Here is a 13,103-nt window from a genome sequence, read left to right on the forward strand (position 1 = left end):
ACTAAAGAAACTATCAGGTTCAACTCTCGAGAAGCACGACCTACGCGAAGAAATTATAAAAACATCATTATAAGAATAATATTATCAAATTATATCGCAGTCATGCGAAATAACGTCCTCCAAATGCCACGTTGCACAAAATTCACCACTTTCGCAAAATTTGCAAAACAAACGCCGTTCCTCGCCCGAATTCGCTCGGTTGGCCATAGCCGAATTCGTCCGACTCTCCATAATGCAGCATGTTTTCCCAGACGAGGCCAACATGCATAGCTACGACATCAAGGTGCACCCCGAGAAAGATCGACTTCCGCGCGAGCGACAACTCGCCTGGCGTATCGCCGAAGTCGCAGCCGATCCGGTCGCCGTGGAGCCTGCGGTCACCGAGATGATCATCAACCGCGTGATCGACAACGCGTCGGTGGCGATCGCTTCGGTCAACCGTCATTCAGTGATGAGCGCGCGCGCCGAAGCTCTGGCGCACCAGCGTCCGGGTGGGGCGACTGTGTTCGGTTGCGGGCCGGATGTGCGCGTGCACGCCGAATGGGCGGCGTGGGCCAACGGCACCGCCGTGCGTGAACTGGATTTTCATGACACCTTCCTTGCCGCCGAATATTCTCATCCGGGCGACAACATTCCCGGTATTCTGGCGGTCGCGCAGCAGTGTCAGCGCTCGGGCAAAGATCTCATTCGCGGCATAGCCACCGGCTATGAAATCCAGATCGATCTCGTGCGCGGGATCTGCCTTCACAAGCACAAGATCGACCATGTGGCGCATGTCGGTCCGTCGGTCGCCGCCGGTATCGGCGCGTTATTGGGTCTTCCGACCGAGACGATCTATCAGGCGGTGCAGCATGGCCTGCACGTGACGACGGCGACCCGCCAGAGTCGCAAAGGGGAAATCTCCTCGTGGAAGGCCTATGCCCCGTCGCACGCTGGAAAAATGGCTGTCGAGGCCGTTGACCGCGCCATGCTTGGCGAGACATCACCCAGCCCTATCTACGAAGGAGAAGACGGGGTCATCGCCTGGATGCTGGACGGCGCGGACGCGCATTACGTCGTTCGCCTGCCAGAGAAAGGCGAAGCAAAACGTGCGATACTCGATAGCTACACGAAGGAGCATTCAGCCGAATATCAAAGCCAGGCCCTCATCGATCTGGCGTTCAGGCTTGGCGAGCAGGTCGGGAACTGGGACGACGTAAAGGACGTCCTGATCGAGACGAGCCATCACACGCATTACGTCATCGGCACCGGCTCCAATGACCCACAAAAATTCGACCCTACCGCTTCGCGCGAAACGCTCGATCACTCGATCATGTATATCGTCGCCGTCGCACTGCAGGACGGCGTCTGGCACCATGTAAAATCCTACGCCCCTGAACGGGCGGCCCGCGAAGACACTGTGCGTCTGTGGAGGAAGATCCATACGGTCGAACGTCCCGAGTGGACCGAGCGCTACCACTCGACGGATCCGAACGTGAAGGCTTTTGGCGGTCGTATCACCATCACCTTTAACGATGGCTCCGTCCTGTCTGACGAACTCGCGGTCGCCAATGCGCACCCTCTGGGCGCCACGCCGTGGACGCGTCCTGATTATATAAAGAAATTCCGCACCCTGACGGACGGGATTCTTGATCCGAAGGAAATCGAGCGCTTTCTCGACGTGGCCCAGCGCCTGCCGGAATTGAGTGCGAAAGAGCTTTACGAGCTTGAAATTTCTTTGCCGGACGGGACGCTCAAGAAAAACCCGAGAACCGGCATCTTCGGATTTGGGCAGTAATTACGTCGCGGGCCACGATCGAAAACGGGCGCTCGCAAGGGATCGAAAAAGAAAAAGGAGGACAAGCCGTCATGACGCAAACCTCTGAAGCAAAGCGTCCGAAAAAGTCCGTGGCCCTGTCAGGCGTCACCGCCGGGACCACGGCGTTGTGCACCGTCGGACACAGCGGGAACGACCTGCACTACCGCGGGTATGATATAAAGGATCTCGCCGAAAACTGTGAGTATGAGGAGGTTGCGCATCTTCTCATACACGGCCATCTGCCTGACCTGGCGGAGCTCTCCGCCTATAAGGCGCAACTCCGCTCTCTGCGAGGATTGCCGGATAATGTGAAGCGCACGCTGGAACAGATTCCGGCGGCCGCGCATCCCATGGATGTGATGCGATCCGGCCTTTCCGCGTTCGGGTGCGTTCTGCCCGAGCGTCGGGATCAGAACCCTGTCGGCGCCCGAGAGATCGCCGATCGCTGCATCGCGTCGCTCGGTTCGATTCTCCTCTACTGGCATCACTTCGCGACCAACGGGCGGCGGATCGAGGTTGAGACCGACGATGACAGTGTCGGCGGCCATTTTCTTCACCTGCTCCATGGCGAAAAACCGCCAGAAGAATGGGTGAAGGCGATGCACGTCTCCCTGATTCTTTATGCGGAACATGAATTCAATGCTTCGACCTTTACGTGCCGGGTGATCGCCGGAACGGGTTCCGACATCTATTCCGCGTTGTGCGGCGGCGTCGGCGCCCTGCGAGGTCCCAAGCATGGAGGAGCGAATGAGGTCGCGCTGGAGATACAACAACGTTACCAGACGCCGGACGAAGCAGAAGCGGACATTCGCAAGCGCGTCGAAAACCGCGAGGTTGTCATCGGTTTTGGACACCCGGTCTATACAATTGCAGATCCGCGCAACGAGATCATAAAGCGCACGGCATACGCCCTGTCGCGCACGCATGGCTCGATGCGTCTTTACAACGTCGCCGAACGGCTTGAGTCCGTCATGGCCGAAACCAAGAAGATGTTTCCGAACCTCGATTGGTTCAGCGCTGTTTCCTACAACATGATGCGTATTCCGACGGCGATGTTCACCCCTATTTTCGTCATCGCCCGTTCCGCCGGGTGGAGCGCGCATGTGATAGAGCAGCGTCAGGATGGCAAGATCATTCGTCCGTCCGCAGAGTATGTCGGCCCAGACGACCAACCGTTCGTTCATATCCACCGGCGCGGCAATCAGGAGAAAGCAGCATGACATATCTGATCGGAAGCGAACGCGCGGGAGTCTCGGCAGGGAAGAAATTCCGCGAACTTCTGAACGCTCCGGGCATCCTCCGGCTACCGGGCGCTCATAACGGACAGGCCGCTCTTCAGGCGCGAGACGCCGGGTTCGACGCGCTGTATCTTTCGGGCGCGGCGATGACCGCCAGCATGGGGTTGCCGGATCTGGGGATCATTACGATCGATCAGGTCACGTTCTTTATCAAGCAGATCGTGCACGCCTCCAATCTGCCGCTTCTCGTCGATGGCGACACCGGCTATGGCGAGACGTTGAACGTCATGAACATGGTTCGCGCATTTGAAGACGCCGGAGCCGGAGCCGTGCATCTGGAAGACCAGTTGCTGCCGAAAAAGTGCGGGCATTTAAACGATAAGAAGCTCGCCACCCCGCACGATATGGCGATGAAAGTCAGTGCCGCCCGCAAGGCCGCGCAGGATATTGTCGTGATCGCGCGTACGGACGCTGCGGCGAGCGAGGGAATGGATGGCGCAGTCGCCCGGGCCAAGCTCTATATCGAAGCTGGCGCGGACGCGATTTTCCCGGAAGCCCTGACGAACGCAGAAATGTTCCGGGAATTCGCCAGGCGCATGCCGGGCGTGAAACTTTTGGCCAACATGACGGAGTTCGGTCGCACGCCGTTCTACACGGCAAGCGAATTCGAAGACATGGGCTACAGTATGGTGATCTGGCCGGTCAGTTCGCTGCGCGTGGCGAACAAGGCGCAGGCCGATCTGTATGAGACGATCATGCGGGATGGAGGCACGGAAGCGATGCTCAGCCGCATGCAGACCCGCGAAGAACTATACAAGACACTCCGTTATCATGATTACGAGGCGCTCGATAAAAGCATTGTCGAGACCGTCCTTCCGTCCGTAGGCGCCTAAGGACTGGATACCTCGCGACGCAGACAAAAACGCTGATACGACGACCGGGAGACATCGCATCGCGCGGCGGCGCCTGCGGGGCCGCCAGCGAAAAGTTGGCTGGAAGACCAGTGTGCTGGAAGTCTCCTTCAAAAACGCAACATTACAAAATTCTGGCTTTTCTGCACCGGACGAACGACCTCCGAAACGGGGCCAGTTCGTCCGGAACGGCAGTCACAGGCTCAACAACCACACAATCCGCCAGCCTACACAAGTTGGCTCGAAATTTCGCCCTGCCGAAGACGCCCCCTGCCTCGCATCAAGAAGCCCGCAGATGCGTCAACGATATGGGCGTTTCTATTCCAATGAAAATACATCTTACCTGGAGCGATCATGATAGCGCCACCAGCAATCCGTTTTCGCCGCTACCAGCGCGTGAGCCACGGCAGCGCCAGCCGGGTGACAAGCGAGACGACGCCGCACCCGAGAGAATACCAGACCGCCACATAGAGCGGATCGTCGAATGGGCATGCCATAACGAACGCCAGAGCTCCCCAGGCCGCTGCAGCAGAACCAGCCGCCCATGCCGTACCACGCGGATCGACCGAGGCGCCTCGCCGGACGATTACGCCGAGCGCCAGCGCCACCGGCAGAGACAACTCGATGATCTTCCGCGCACAACGCAACCCGTGTACCGGGTCCAGACGCCGCCACAGAACGATCGGGCCAACCTGAGCCGCATCGATCATCCATCCTGCGGCCAGAGCCGCGAGCACGACGTAGCCGAGCGCACGCAAACCTGGGCGTGGCGAGCGTGTCGGGTTGAGCGAGCGCAACGTCGTCGTCGCCCCGATCATCATGATCACGGTCAGACTTGCTGTCTTCCACCAGAAACTTGGCATACCCATTGCACGCGGCATATCCGGGCGCATCCAGCCCAGCGACAGCAGGACGATGATTTCGGTAATGCAGAGCATTGCAAGAATCAGCGCCGCGCGGCGTGGGCTTTGCCGTCTGACGGGCTGCAATTCAGCCGTCAGGCGGCCGATCAGGGGGTCAGTCGACATCGGCGCCTCGCATCACTACATCGCTCAGCCGTCCCAGGCCTCGGTGAATGTTGACCTTCACCAGCGCAGCGGATTGCCCGGTCAGCCTTGCGGCTTCCTCAATACTGAAGCCCTGGAGCTTCACCAGACGAATGACTTCGGCCTGCGCGGGTTTGAGCAACGTGAGCAGACGCTCCAGAGCATGGGCTGCCGTGACAGCGTTTTCGTGATCCATAACCGGCAGTTCGTCATCGAGGGATGTCATGTCCACCCGTCGCATCGCACGCAAACGGTCGATCCATTTGTAGCGCGCAATCGCCGCGATCCACGGAGCAAAACCTTGCGCAGGGTCGAACGTGTGCCGCTTTTCATGCACCGCCAGCAGCGTATCCTGCACTGCGTCATCGACCATAGACGGCGGCAGGCGCCGCTGAAAATAACGGCGCAGCCACGCCGAGGCCTCGCCCAGAACATGGCGATAGGCGTCGGCGTCGCCATTCTGGGCCGCCGCCATCCACCGGCTCCAGTCCGCTTCGGTCACACAGCCTCCTGCATCTGGCGCGCAGCCCTTCCTGCCACGCTATCCGGCTCCGGCCAAGGTCAGGACTGGATCGTCCCGGTATATGGAGCCGAACAGAGACTTGAGAGCAGCCACGCGCGGGGCGTCGTAGGCGGCGATATAAGGGTTATACGGATAGCGCGCGGCGAAATTCTGATGCTCCGCCTCTGCCGGGTAAAAACCCTTGTCAGGCGCTACGACTGTGGCGATCGTGCCGGAGAAGACGTGCGCGGCATCAAGCTGGGCTATGTAGGCGCGTGCGATCGCCGCCTGTTCCTGCGTTCGGGCGAAAAGAACCGAGCGGTACTGGCTGCCCTCATCGGGAAACTGGCCGCCCGCCTGCGTCGGATCCAGCGCCACTGAAAAAAAGATGCGCAGGAGGGCGCTGTAACTTACCTGCGCAGGGTCATAGTCGACTTCGACAGATTCCGCATGGCCTGTGCCGCCGCCACTGACGACGTCGTACTCGGCTGTGCTGCGCACCCCGCCGTCATACCCCGCACGCGTCGCAGTAACGCCGCGCACGTGCTGGAACACGCTCTGCACGCCCCAGAAGCATCCCCCCGCGAACACCGCCGTTTCACGTCGACCATCCGCCTCGGACGCTTCGCCGAGAACAGGCTCGGGAAGCAGGATCGCCACACGCTCCGACGCCGCCTGACACGCCGCGCCGAACAGTGTCGTGACCAGAATGGGAAAGGCCCAAAATGTCGAAGTTTTCATTGGAAACGATCCCCTTCAGGCCGGAGCGAAGGAGAGAGCCACGCCGTTCATGCAGTAACGCAGACCTGTCGGAGCCGGTCCGTCATCGAAAACATGACCGAGATGACCGCCACACGTGGCGCACAGCACCTCCGTGCGCTCCATTCCCAGAGAGTCATCGGCGTGTTCCTGCACTGCTCGCGGCAACGCGCGAGTGAAGCTGGGCCAACCGGTGCCGCTATCGAACTTGGCTGCGGCGTCGAAGACCGCCGTAGCGCAACCGATGCAAGAAAAACGTCCCGACCTGTGCTCGTCCAGAAGAGGGCTGGACCACGGGGCTTCGGTGCCCGCTTCGCGCAACACGTTGTATTGGACGGGTGTGAGAGCCCGGCGCCATTCGGCATCGGTTCGCGTAACCGGAAAATGTGTTTGAGCGCGGCTGGCCTCGCCTGCGACCGACAACATCGCGGCGGCAAGGAGGAACTGGCGTCGAGCGAACATGGCGGGTCTCCGTCCATTCGGGAAATGACGCTGCGTTCTTCGACAGATGGCGCTGACTGGTTACACGTCCGGCGGCCACTTATTTTTTTCAAACGGCGTAACCTTTGGGTCGCGTCTGACGAACGTGCGATCATGACCTCTGTGAAAGCTTTCCCGGCATGGCGTATCGCCCCCGTTCGCCGTCGCCCGTTATCCGCATCACGCATTGGGTCGGCGCCCTGTCCGTGCTCGTCATGATCGGCAGCGGCTGGCAGATTTACAATGCCTCGCCATTGCTGCCCTTCATTTTTCCCGCGTGGGCGACACTGGGCGGATGGCTCGGCGGCGGAATTGCGTGGCACTTCGCCGCGATGTGGTCGCTGATGAGCAGCGGAGCTGTCTACCTGATCCACGGCATGGCGTCGGGGCGCCTGCGCCGTGACCTGCGGCCTCGCACCGTACCGGTGCTGCTACGCGATCTCGGGCTGGCCGCCCGTTTACGCCTGACACATACGCCCGGGACATACAACGCCATACAGCGCCTGCTTTACAGCAGCGTATTGGGAGTCGCCGCACTGACGGTCGCGACGGGGCTGTCTATGTGGAAGCCGGTGCAACTTGGTTTTCTGACGTGGGTTTTTGGCGGTTATGACATCGCCAGGCGCCTGCATTTCGCATTGATGTGCATGATCGTCGGTTTCCTGATCGTGCATGTCTGCCTCACTTTGATCGTGCCTTCGACACTGTTTGGCATGGTGTTTGGGCGGCGCATTCATGTGATCGACAAGGACAAACCTTCATGAAGCGTCCAACGATTGATCGCAGCCTCATCGCCACGGAGTTACGGCGCATAGAGCGAAGATTCATGCTGAAAAGCGCGTTGTCGCTGGGTGGGCTGGCGATGCTGTCAGGCTGCGCGATCGACGACGAACCATCCGTCGAAAAGGCCCTCGCCAAGATCATGGGGTTTACTGATCATGTCCAGGCGATGATGTTCAGCCGCAATCGTCTGGCCCGCGAATTTTCGACCTCGCAAATAACGCGCCCGTTTCCGTTCAACGCTTATTATGATCAGGAGGAAATTCGTGTAGCCGATGAATCACGCTGGCGATTGGAAGTTGGCGGTCTGGTTTCTGACAAGCGCCCCTGGTCTTTGGCGCAGTTCCGGGCTCTTGAACTGCAGCGACAAATCACACGCCACATTTGCGTCGAGGGGTGGAGCGCTATCGGCTCATGGTCAGGCGTGCGGCTCTCAACATTTCTTCAACATATCGGAGCGGACACACGGGCCAAATACGTCAAGTTCGGCTGTTTTGACGATTACTCGACCAGCATAGACATGGAGACCGCCCTGCATCCTCAGACGATCATGGTTCTGGATTTCGACGACGCGTCTCTGCCGCCTGCCTATGGCGCGCCAATGAAGGTCAGGATTCCAACCAAATTGGGTTACAAAAATCCGAAATATCTCGCCTCAGTAGAAGTCACAAACTCGTTTCCCGGCGGATACTGGGAGGATCAAGGTTACGACTGGTTTGGAGGATCATAAAAAAATTCTGTAACCCGATGCGCCTGTCGTTCGAAGAATGTGGTGGACGAGAGGAGGATCTCTTTCTCTCACGCGAAGCCTGCTAAAGGAGAAAACCATGTCTTTCCGCTCATTCATTCAAGCTATGTCCCTGTCTTTGGTTTTCGCGTCAGGCGGCGTCACCTATGCTCAAGCCCAGGCTTCCGCCGGCGCCATGTCTCCCGGAACCGTAGCCCATGATGAAACAACTAATAATAAAACAGCGCGACCCAAAATGACACCGGCCGGAATTGGACACACAAACATGGCTGGCGACACCTCACACGGATATATGTCGTCGAATAACAGCATGGCGAAAAAGCAAACAGGAATGATGATGAAGAAAGATGCCGCGTCTTCTGCGCAGGACATATCGAACACGCATGCCGAGGAATCAAACAACTCGCAAGATTAGTTTTCTCAATGATTTTTTTGAAATCATACCTGATTTTTTATTCAACATGACCTACGGGAGCGGATCGTCCATGTCATGGATACGGCAGAAAATAACAGAAAAAGGAAGTCCTGGACGCGTAGGTGTGGTCATCGGGGTTCCTGCTGCTCTTGCAGTCGCCTTTATCGCCGCTGCCGGCTGGTTCACACCCGATCGCCTGACGCCAGCCACGGTCATCCGCACGTTTGACAGTGTTGACGGTCCGCATCCCGGATTTCGTCGCAATCATGCAAAAGGCGTTTGCGTTACGGGATGGTTCGAAGGAAACGGTCAAGCCTCTCCTTACTCCAGAGCCGCGTTGTTCAGCGCGGAACGCTCTCCAGTCATCGGACGCTTCGCATTGGCAGGCGGACTACCTTATCAAGACGATGCACCTGACAAAGTGCGCAGCCTCGCCCTTCGGATCATGCCCCCCAACGGTGGCGAGTGGCGCATGGGCATGAACGATATTCCGGTATTTCTCTTTCGCAATGCGCGTGATTTCAACTCGTTCCTGATCGCCTCTCGCCCGGAAGCGACAACACGGAAGCCAGATCCCGCTCGTATCGGCGCGTTTCTTGCTGCTCACCCAGAAACAGCGCACGCGCTCAGCCAGATAAAACAGCGTTCTTTGTCTTCGGGTTTTTCCGAAGACGCCTATAACAGCCTTGATGCCTTCCTGTTCGTCAACGCGGACGGGCGAACGACGCCCGTCCGCTGGGCAATGGAGCCGGAGCAGCCCGCTCCAGCGCAGGACAGCGTCAAGACCGGCCGTGATTACCTGTTTGATGACCTTACCGCGACATTGGCCGAGCACCCGCTGCGGTGGAAATTGATGATTGTGCTCGGACAGCCCGGAGATCCTACAGCAGATCCCACTGCTGCGTGGCCTGCCGGGCGGACACGCATCAACGCGGGGACGCTTGTTCTCGACAAGGCGGAAAGCGAAGATGGCGGACCATGTACCGGAATCACGTTCGATCCCCTGATCCTGCCTGAGGGCATAACTCCTTCCGACGATCCGATTCCCGCCGCACGTTCGGCCGTCTACGCTCGTTCTTTTACTGCGCGTTCAGGAGAGATGAAGGCGCCCAGCGCGGTCAGTTTAAATTCTTCCCCGAACGGACAATAGTTATGTCTGAAAGAAAATATTTTTCTCCGCTTGCACGGGGGCTCCACTGGATCATGGCGTTGATGATTCTCGCTATGTTGTTCATTGGCGTCGCCATGGTCGCCAGCACTGGCCCCGCGTATCATCGTCTTGTCGGACTCCACCGCCCTCTGGGAATAGCGATTCTGGCCCTGGCATTTTTACGTCTGGTCAACCGCGTCGCCTCCGGCGCACCGTCACTGCCGACGACGCTCCCGCAAGGGATACGCCTCATCGCTGGGAGTTCGCAGGTCGCGCTCTATCTGCTGATGATCGCCCTGCCGCTGGTCGGATGGGCCATGCTGTCCGCAGGCGATTATCCAGTTTCGATAACAGGCGGCGTCACCCTGCCTCCGATCCTGTCGCCCGATCCTGCTCTGTACGCCTCCTTGAGGGCGCTCCATACGTGGTTGGCGTTAGGATTGTTCGGCGTGATCCTCGCGCACATCACAGGGGCGCTTGTTCATGGTCTCCTGCTCAGGGACGGCGTATTTCAAGCTATGTTATGGAGGCGTCCGCAGGTGAGAACGCAGATTGAGTAAATTATAGAAGAAAAATTTACGACACTTCGGATTTTTATAAAATCAACATGCCTGATGAATTTGTCGCTGAGAGCGTTAAAGCTCTCAGCGCATTTCAGACACTGTGACCCTGAGTCGTCATTCGTAATGAACGACGGATCTAATGGACTTTCCTTCATGCATCAGACGGAAGGCATCGTTGATGTCGTCCAGAGGCATCGTGTGGGTGACGAAAGGCTCCAGCTGGATATCACCCCGCATCGCGTCCTCGACCATTCCTGGTAGCTGACTACGACCCTTGACGCCTCCGAACGCAGATCCTTTCCACACGCGTCCTGTGACGAGCTGGAACGGACGCGTCGCTATTTCCTGCCCGGCCCCAGCCACGCCGATGACGATGGACTGACCCCATCCGCGATGCGCGCTCTCGAGCGCCGCGCGCATGACATTGACGTTCCCGATGCATTCAAACGTGTGATCGACGCCCCAGGTCGTCATCTCTACGAGAACCTGCTGGATAGGTTTGTCATAATCCTTCGGATTCAAAAAATCGGTGGCGCCGAACGCGCCCGCCAGCTCGAATTTGTCAGGATTGGTGTCAATCGCGAAAATGCGGCCCGCCTTCGCCTGCCGAGCGCCCTGAATGACGGCCAGACCGATCCCTCCTAACCCGAACACGGCCACCGTGTCGCCCGGCTGAACCTTCGCCGTGTTGTGCACCGCGCCAATCCCGGTCGTCACGCCGCAACCGAGCAGACAAACATGCCCTGGATTAGCCTGCGGGCTGATCTTTGCGAGAGAAACCTCGGCAACGACCGTGTACTCACTGAAGGTCGAGCATCCCATATAATGATAGACTGGCTGCCCCTTGTAGGAAAAACGGCTCGTCCCGTCGGGCATAATCCCCTTTCCTTGTGTCGCTCTGACCGAAACGCACAGATTCGTCTTGCCTGACTTGCAGAACAGGCACTCGCCGCATTCCGCCGTATACAATGGAATAACGTGATCGCCCGGCGCCACGCTGGAGACCCCCTCACCTACCTCCACTACGACGCCAGCGCCCTCGTGGCCGAGAACTGCAGGGAAAAGTCCCTCAGGATCGTCGCCAGACAGGGTGAAAGCGTCCGTGTGACAGACGCCAGTATGAGTAATCTTCACCAGCACCTCGCCCGCGCGCGGCGGATCCACGTCAATTTCGACGATCTCAAGGGGCTTACCTGCCTCGAACGCAACGGCTGCTCGTGATTTCACTTCGACATTCCTTTTAATAACCTGACGACTGATCGCATCCGGACAGAAGCGTTTCCAACGCTTATCGTAAGTACGATCTGACCAGCGCAATCACGTCATCGATTGATCGCTCGGTCACACCATGACTTGCCTCTGTATGAGAAAATTCTTCACGCAGATGGCTTTCCAAAACGCTGGACATCAGACCATTAACAGCGCCTCTGACAGCCGCCAGCTGCTGCAGAACGGGCCCGCACTCTCGTCCCTGCTCCAATGCGCTCTCCAGGGCGTCAAGCTGCCCCCGGATTCGCCTCACTCTTGCAAGAGCGCGTTTTTTCTCTGCTGGGCTGTGGGGCATGGAGCGCCTTCAGTTACTGGGCAGGAGTATATAACGGGAGACTGACGTGGACGGCAAGCCTCATTTTGACGACCCCACGATGTCATTACAGGGGAGCTATCTCTAGCGCCGGGCACGGTTGCAAATGGCCATTACTACGTGCTGCACAGCAGGTGGCACGTAGTTACTTGGTGTATGGTTTCTGCAATCGTCCGCTATAAAATTAGGCGATTACGCCGCAAGAAAATCCCCCAAACCTCCCGAACACAATTACGACGCGACACCTCTAAGTCGCTACAAAATCGAAAATTTTTAATTTTATTAATAACTATTAATAGAGAATTTTTATTACGACTCAAGAAATGACCCAGAGGGTATGCCCGCATGAGAGCGGATCAACACCACAAGCCGAGTCAGCGACATAGGATTCAGCCCCGGTTTCCTTCGCCAGTCGGCGCCAGAACGCACTCACTTTTCGCATTCTGGTGGTTGAGTTGTCGACTGTCCCGGCGCCATCCGCGGGCCCTGCCCTTACAGGCGCCCCCCTGCCGGCGGCCGCGCTTCACCACATCGCCACCCAGATGAAATCTTGTAACGATCCAGAGAGCAACAGAGCGAGAGAGAATGATTGGCTCTATAACACCGAACGTATTCGACACGCTTCAGAGCCACGTTGGCCAAAAACGCAATTTGGTGCATCTTTCTCCCCCCTGAGAGAAAGCATCTCGGCCCGAGCATGATCTCGCCTTCCGATCCCCTGATTATATCGCGACCCAGATATTGCCGCTTTCAGCCGACGCCAGTGTCGCGTCGATGAACCGCATTCCCCGAACACCCGCCTCAAGTCCCAAAATCTGAGCTGTTTCCAAAGACGCGGACGAGCCTGCTGATCGTACCAAATCGGCCGCATCGCGATATAGCTGAGCGAACGCCTCGTAAAATCCCTCGGGGTGCCCCGTCGGCAGACTGCCCTCCCCGGGCTGTTCCCCTCGCCTCATCAGGCGTTCGCACCCGCCCGCGTCAGCCAGCACAAGATGATTCGGCGTCTCCTGAGCCCAGGACAACGCCCCCTTGTCGCCACAGATGCGCAAGGTCAAAGCATTACGGGCTCCCAGCGTGACCTGACTGCACCACAGCGAACCGGTAGCCCCATTTGCAAACCGAAGCAGC

15 protein-coding genes are annotated in these 13,103 nt (G+C 58.2%); 8 read left to right on the top strand and 7 right to left on the bottom strand.

Annotated elements, in window-relative coordinates:
- The first annotated feature begins 262 nt into the window (after nt 1-262).
- From G442_RS0114670 to prpB, 3 genes are all read left to right on the top strand, one after another.
- Nucleotides 263-1,777 carry an MmgE/PrpD family protein gene (locus G442_RS0114670; protein WP_026398599.1) on the top strand — a complete coding sequence of 505 codons (1,515 nt, stop codon included), beginning with the start codon at nt 263-265 and terminating at the stop codon, nt 1,775-1,777.
- A 71-nt stretch (nt 1,778-1,848) separates the two neighbouring features.
- Nucleotides 1,849-3,018, top strand: a complete 1,170-nt coding sequence (gene prpC / locus G442_RS0114675; RefSeq protein ID WP_026398600.1) for a bifunctional 2-methylcitrate synthase/citrate synthase — start codon at nt 1,849-1,851, stop codon at nt 3,016-3,018.
- Nucleotides 3,015-3,929 carry a methylisocitrate lyase gene (gene prpB / locus G442_RS0114680; RefSeq protein ID WP_026398601.1) on the top strand — a complete coding sequence of 305 codons (915 nt, stop codon included), beginning with the start codon at nt 3,015-3,017 and terminating at the stop codon, nt 3,927-3,929. The genes prpC and prpB overlap by 4 nt, the downstream gene beginning before the upstream one ends.
- A 404-nt stretch (nt 3,930-4,333) precedes the next feature.
- Here the strand turns inward: prpB and G442_RS0114685 are convergent, their stop codons facing one another.
- Genes G442_RS0114685 through msrB form a run of 4 tightly spaced genes read right to left on the bottom strand, consistent with a single transcriptional unit; the run spans nt 4,334 to nt 6,716 of the window.
- Nucleotides 4,334-4,975: an NrsF family protein gene (locus tag G442_RS0114685; RefSeq protein ID WP_026398602.1), complete on the bottom strand. Its 642-nt coding sequence runs from the start codon at nt 4,973-4,975 to the stop codon at nt 4,334-4,336.
- Complete coding sequence (locus G442_RS0114690) at nt 4,965-5,495, bottom strand: sigma-70 family RNA polymerase sigma factor (protein ID WP_026398603.1); 531 nt, start codon at nt 5,493-5,495, stop codon at nt 4,965-4,967. Before G442_RS0114690 ends, G442_RS0114685 begins: the two co-directional genes overlap by 11 nt.
- Before the next feature lie 39 nt (nt 5,496-5,534).
- Nucleotides 5,535-6,236 (bottom strand): peptide-methionine (S)-S-oxide reductase MsrA, encoded by a 702-nt coding sequence (gene msrA / locus G442_RS0114695; RefSeq protein ID WP_051292364.1) that lies wholly within the window; start codon nt 6,234-6,236, stop codon nt 5,535-5,537.
- A 15-nt stretch (nt 6,237-6,251) separates the two neighbouring features.
- Nucleotides 6,252-6,716 carry a peptide-methionine (R)-S-oxide reductase MsrB gene (gene msrB, locus G442_RS0114700; RefSeq protein WP_035376703.1) on the bottom strand — a complete coding sequence of 155 codons (465 nt, stop codon included), beginning with the start codon at nt 6,714-6,716 and terminating at the stop codon, nt 6,252-6,254.
- A gap of 158 nt (nt 6,717-6,874) precedes the next feature.
- Between msrB and G442_RS0114705 the strand changes: the two genes are divergently transcribed.
- The 5 genes from G442_RS0114705 to G442_RS0114725 all read left to right on the top strand — a co-directional run bounded on the left by G442_RS0114705 (nt 6,875) and on the right by G442_RS0114725 (nt 10,387).
- The gene (locus G442_RS0114705; RefSeq protein WP_026398606.1) at nt 6,875-7,498 is read left to right on the top strand and encodes a cytochrome b/b6 domain-containing protein; all 624 of its coding nucleotides are present in this window, start codon (nt 6,875-6,877) and stop codon (nt 7,496-7,498) included.
- Nucleotides 7,495-8,244 carry a molybdopterin-dependent oxidoreductase gene (locus G442_RS0114710; protein ID WP_026398607.1) on the top strand — a complete coding sequence of 250 codons (750 nt, stop codon included), beginning with the start codon at nt 7,495-7,497 and terminating at the stop codon, nt 8,242-8,244. The genes G442_RS0114705 and G442_RS0114710 overlap by 4 nt, the downstream gene beginning before the upstream one ends.
- Before the next feature lie 97 nt (nt 8,245-8,341).
- Entirely contained in the window at nt 8,342-8,677 is a 336-nt protein-coding gene (locus tag G442_RS0114715) for a hypothetical protein (protein WP_146882515.1), read from the top strand.
- 70 nt (nt 8,678-8,747) lie between these two features.
- The gene (locus G442_RS0114720; RefSeq protein ID WP_026398609.1) at nt 8,748-9,827 is read left to right on the top strand and encodes a catalase family peroxidase; all 1,080 of its coding nucleotides are present in this window, start codon (nt 8,748-8,750) and stop codon (nt 9,825-9,827) included.
- A gap of 2 nt (nt 9,828-9,829) precedes the next feature.
- Nucleotides 9,830-10,387 (top strand): cytochrome b, encoded by a 558-nt coding sequence (locus tag G442_RS0114725; RefSeq protein ID WP_026398610.1) that lies wholly within the window; start codon nt 9,830-9,832, stop codon nt 10,385-10,387.
- A 117-nt stretch (nt 10,388-10,504) separates the two neighbouring features.
- Here G442_RS0114725 and G442_RS0114730 read toward each other — a convergent pair whose 3' ends face one another.
- The 3 genes from G442_RS0114730 to G442_RS25590 all read right to left on the bottom strand — a co-directional run.
- Nucleotides 10,505-11,617, bottom strand: coding sequence for an S-(hydroxymethyl)glutathione dehydrogenase/class III alcohol dehydrogenase (locus tag G442_RS0114730; RefSeq protein WP_026398611.1), 1,113 nt, complete (start codon nt 11,615-11,617; stop codon nt 10,505-10,507).
- A 61-nt stretch (nt 11,618-11,678) separates the two neighbouring features.
- The gene (gene frmR / locus G442_RS24505; protein ID WP_084440628.1) at nt 11,679-11,954 is read right to left on the bottom strand and encodes a formaldehyde-responsive transcriptional repressor FrmR; all 276 of its coding nucleotides are present in this window, start codon (nt 11,952-11,954) and stop codon (nt 11,679-11,681) included.
- Nucleotides 11,955-12,694: 740 nt separating this feature from the next.
- The coding region (locus G442_RS25590; protein ID WP_026398612.1) for a Gfo/Idh/MocA family oxidoreductase at nt 12,695-13,103 on the bottom strand (409 nt) is incomplete at its 5' end.

The organism is Acetobacter nitrogenifigens DSM 23921 = NBRC 105050 (genome assembly GCF_000429165.1).
Taxonomy (GTDB): Bacteria; Pseudomonadota; Alphaproteobacteria; order Acetobacterales; family Acetobacteraceae; genus Acetobacter; species Acetobacter nitrogenifigens.

Excerpts from the sequence above, each read along its gene's own strand:
- G442_RS0114670 (WP_026398599.1), top strand. The coding sequence starts at position 263 with ATGCATAGCTACGACATCAAGGTGCACCCCGAGAAAGATCGACTTCCG.
- prpC (WP_026398600.1), top strand. The coding sequence starts at position 1,849 with ATGACGCAAACCTCTGAAGCAAAGCGTCCGAAAAAGTCCGTGGCCCTG.
- prpB (WP_026398601.1), top strand. The coding sequence starts at position 3,015 with ATGACATATCTGATCGGAAGCGAACGCGCGGGAGTCTCGGCAGGGAAG.
- G442_RS0114685 (WP_026398602.1), bottom strand. The coding sequence starts at position 4,975 with ATGTCGACTGACCCCCTGATCGGCCGCCTGACGGCTGAATTGCAGCCC.
- msrA (WP_051292364.1), bottom strand. The coding sequence starts at position 6,236 with ATGAAAACTTCGACATTTTGGGCCTTTCCCATTCTGGTCACGACACTG.
- msrB (WP_035376703.1), bottom strand. The coding sequence starts at position 6,716 with ATGTTCGCTCGACGCCAGTTCCTCCTTGCCGCCGCGATGTTGTCGGTC.
- G442_RS0114705 (WP_026398606.1), top strand. The coding sequence starts at position 6,875 with ATGGCGTATCGCCCCCGTTCGCCGTCGCCCGTTATCCGCATCACGCAT.
- G442_RS0114710 (WP_026398607.1), top strand. The coding sequence starts at position 7,495 with ATGAAGCGTCCAACGATTGATCGCAGCCTCATCGCCACGGAGTTACGG.
- G442_RS0114715 (WP_146882515.1), top strand. The coding sequence starts at position 8,342 with ATGTCTTTCCGCTCATTCATTCAAGCTATGTCCCTGTCTTTGGTTTTC.
- G442_RS0114720 (WP_026398609.1), top strand. The coding sequence starts at position 8,748 with ATGTCATGGATACGGCAGAAAATAACAGAAAAAGGAAGTCCTGGACGC.
- G442_RS0114725 (WP_026398610.1), top strand. The coding sequence starts at position 9,830 with ATGTCTGAAAGAAAATATTTTTCTCCGCTTGCACGGGGGCTCCACTGG.
- frmR (WP_084440628.1), bottom strand. The coding sequence starts at position 11,954 with ATGCCCCACAGCCCAGCAGAGAAAAAACGCGCTCTTGCAAGAGTGAGG.